This is a genomic window from Mesorhizobium sp. M7A.F.Ca.AU.001.01.1.1 (assembly GCF_004022735.1).
GTDB lineage: Bacteria > Pseudomonadota > Alphaproteobacteria > Rhizobiales > Rhizobiaceae > Mesorhizobium > Mesorhizobium ciceri.
The window spans coordinates 1-2,571 of sequence record NZ_RZPF01000833.1; the positions used below are offsets into that span (position 1 = coordinate 1).

A 2,571-nucleotide genomic window follows, 5' to 3' on the forward strand; every position below is an offset into this window, starting at 1 on the left:
GTCCAGAAGGATGCGGCTTGCCTCGCCCAGCGCCAGATCCTTGCGGATCTGGTCGGACACCTCGGCCAGCGGCTTCACCACCTCGGGCTTGATCTCGGTGACACGCAGCAGCACCGGACCGAAGGCGCCCTGCACGACCTGGCTGACTTCATTGGCGTTAAGCGCGAAGGCGGCGTCGGCGACCGCCTTGTCGGCGATCTTGTCCTTGGCAAGCGTGCCGAGCAACGTGTCGGCTGGGGTCTTGCCTTCCGCCGTGACCAGCTTGTCGAAAGTGGCGCCTGCCTTGAGCGAATCGAACGCGGCCTTGGCCGCATCCGGCGTCTTGAACACGAGCTGCTCGATGGTACGCAATTCCGGCGTGGTGTAACGCGCCTTGTTCTTGTTGTAATCGTCGCTGACCTGTTGGTCGGTGACGGCGGTCGGATCCATGATGTCGACCGGCTCGAGGCGGACATAGGAGAATTTGCGGTATTCGGGTGCCGCATATGTCTTCTTGTTGGCTTCGAAATAGGCCGAAAGCACGCTATCGGATGGCGCCACGATCGGCTCGACGAGTGCCTTGGGCAGCGTCAAATAGTCGATGGTGCGGTCTTCGCCGCGATAGAGCGCAACTGCCTTGAAGAAAGTGTCCGGAGCCTTGAGGCCGTCCGAGACCGCCTCGACAATCTGCTGGCGCACCGCCACCTGAGCACGGTTCTTCAAATAGTCCTCGGGTCGCATGCCAATCTGCTGCAGCATATATTCGAACGTTCTGCGATCGAACTGGCCGCCCGGGCCTTTGAAGGCCGGGTCTTCGCGTGTCAGCTCGGCCAGCCGGTCTTTGGAAAGTCCGAGGCCCAGCTTGCGGGCCTGTTCATCGAGAACGGCACCCGAGACGAGCTGCGCCAGCACCTGGTTATCGACACCGAGCGCCTTTGCCTGTTCGTGGCTGAGACGTTGGCCGAACTGCTGCGACATGACGGCGAGCTGGCGATCATAGGCGAGACGGTATTCGTTGATCGACACTTTGGTGCCGCCAGCGGTTATCACCGAATCATGGCCGGCCAAACCGCCCATCAGCCGTCCGGAAACGCCCCAGACCAAAAAGCTGAGCACCAGCAGCACCAACAGCCCCTTCGCGACCCAGGTGCCTGCCGCGCTTCTCAATATACCAAGCATTTTTACTTCCGATTTATGCGCATTTTCGCATGCGCCGAGTCTGAAACAAGCGCAATAGCGCCCTTCCGGCCCACTGTCGATTGCTTTGTGGCCTGATTTTGGTAGTGAGGGCCAGAGCCCCGATATCATCCGGAGAAGCAAACCCATGACGCCAGGAATTCGCCCGCTCGTCGCCGGCAACTGGAAAATGAACGGCACCAGCGCCTCCCTCAACGAGCTCAGGATGATCGGCAACGGCTTCATGAGTGGGCTTGACGCGGAGACCGAAGCGCTGGTTTGCGTTCCCGCAACCCTGCTTGCCCACGCCGCCGAGATCCTGTCGCGCACGCCGGTGCATGCCGGCGGCGAAGATTGCCACACCAAGGAGAGCGGCGCCTACACCGGCTGCATCTCGGCGGAAATGCTCAGGGATGCCGGTGCGAGCCATGTCATCGTCGGCCATTCCGAATGCCGCGAGCAACGCGGCGAGGATGACGCCACTGTCCAGGCCAAGGCATCCGCCGCGTGGCGTGCCGGGCTTGTTGCCATCATTTGCGTCGGCGAAACGCATGAGCAGCGTGAAGCGGGCGCCACGCTGGACGTGCTGTCGCGGCAGGTCGAGGGCTCAGTCCCGCCAAGCGCCACCCCGTCCAACACCATCATTGCCTATGAGCCGGTATGGGCGATCGGCACCGGCCTGACGCCGACAGCGGCCGACGTCGCTGCGGCACACGCACATATCCGCGAAAAGCTATCGGAAAAGCTCGGCGGCGTCGCGGCGAAGGTGCGCATTCTCTATGGCGGCTCGGTCAAGCCCTCCAACGCGGTCGAACTGCTCGGCGTCAGGAATGTCGACGGCGCGCTGGTTGGCGGCGCCAGCCTGAAAGCGGCGGACTTTCTCGGCATCGCCGAGGCCTATCGCAATATTGCTTGAAGACATTTTCCCTGCCGGACAGGGCTTCCGGTGCACGAAATCGTTGCAAAGGACGGGTTGCTTCCCATATTCCGGCCACGGGCTTGGAAATGCCGTCAAAGCATTGTATTGAGCCGCCTCCAATTCACCGGTCGTGTCCGCGGCCGGGCAAGGCCTTGCCAGGATAAACTATGGAAACCGTACTGATCGTCATCCATCTCATGGTCGTGCTCGCCCTTGTCGGCGTGGTGCTGCTGCAGCGTTCCGAAGGCGGTGGCCTCGGCATCGGTGGCGGGTCCGGCTTCATGACCGCGCGTGGTGCGGCCAATGCGCTGACGCGTGCGACGGCGATCCTGGCGGCTGCCTTCTTCGCCACCTCCTTGACCCTGTCGATCGTCGCCCGCTACGGCGAAAAGCCGATCGATATCCTGGACCGCGTGCCGGCGACCTCGGGCGGCGCCGGAGTTGTGGTTCCAGGCAACTGGTTGAGCACGCCTTTGCCGGCGCCCGCGGGCCCCACC

The 2,571-nt window shown here is 62.8% G+C and carries 3 protein-coding genes; 2 read left to right on the forward strand and 1 reads right to left on the reverse strand.

Annotated features, from left to right (window positions below; translation table 11 throughout):
- Nucleotides 1–1,158, reverse strand: a 1,158-nt coding sequence (locus tag EN884_RS32580; protein WP_206617702.1) for a SurA N-terminal domain-containing protein, incomplete at its 3' end; no start/stop codon positions are given.
- Between the two features lie 145 nt (nt 1,159–1,303).
- Between EN884_RS32580 and tpiA the strand changes: the two genes are divergently transcribed.
- Together tpiA and secG are read left to right on the forward strand one after the other, a co-directional pair.
- Nucleotides 1,304–2,071, forward strand: coding sequence for a triose-phosphate isomerase (gene tpiA, locus EN884_RS32585; protein WP_013531736.1), 768 nt, complete (start codon nt 1,304–1,306; stop codon nt 2,069–2,071).
- Nucleotides 2,072–2,241: 170 nt separating this feature from the next.
- Nucleotides 2,242–2,571: preprotein translocase subunit SecG (gene secG, locus EN884_RS32590; protein ID WP_128360992.1), on the forward strand; the 330-nt coding region annotated here is incomplete at its 3' end.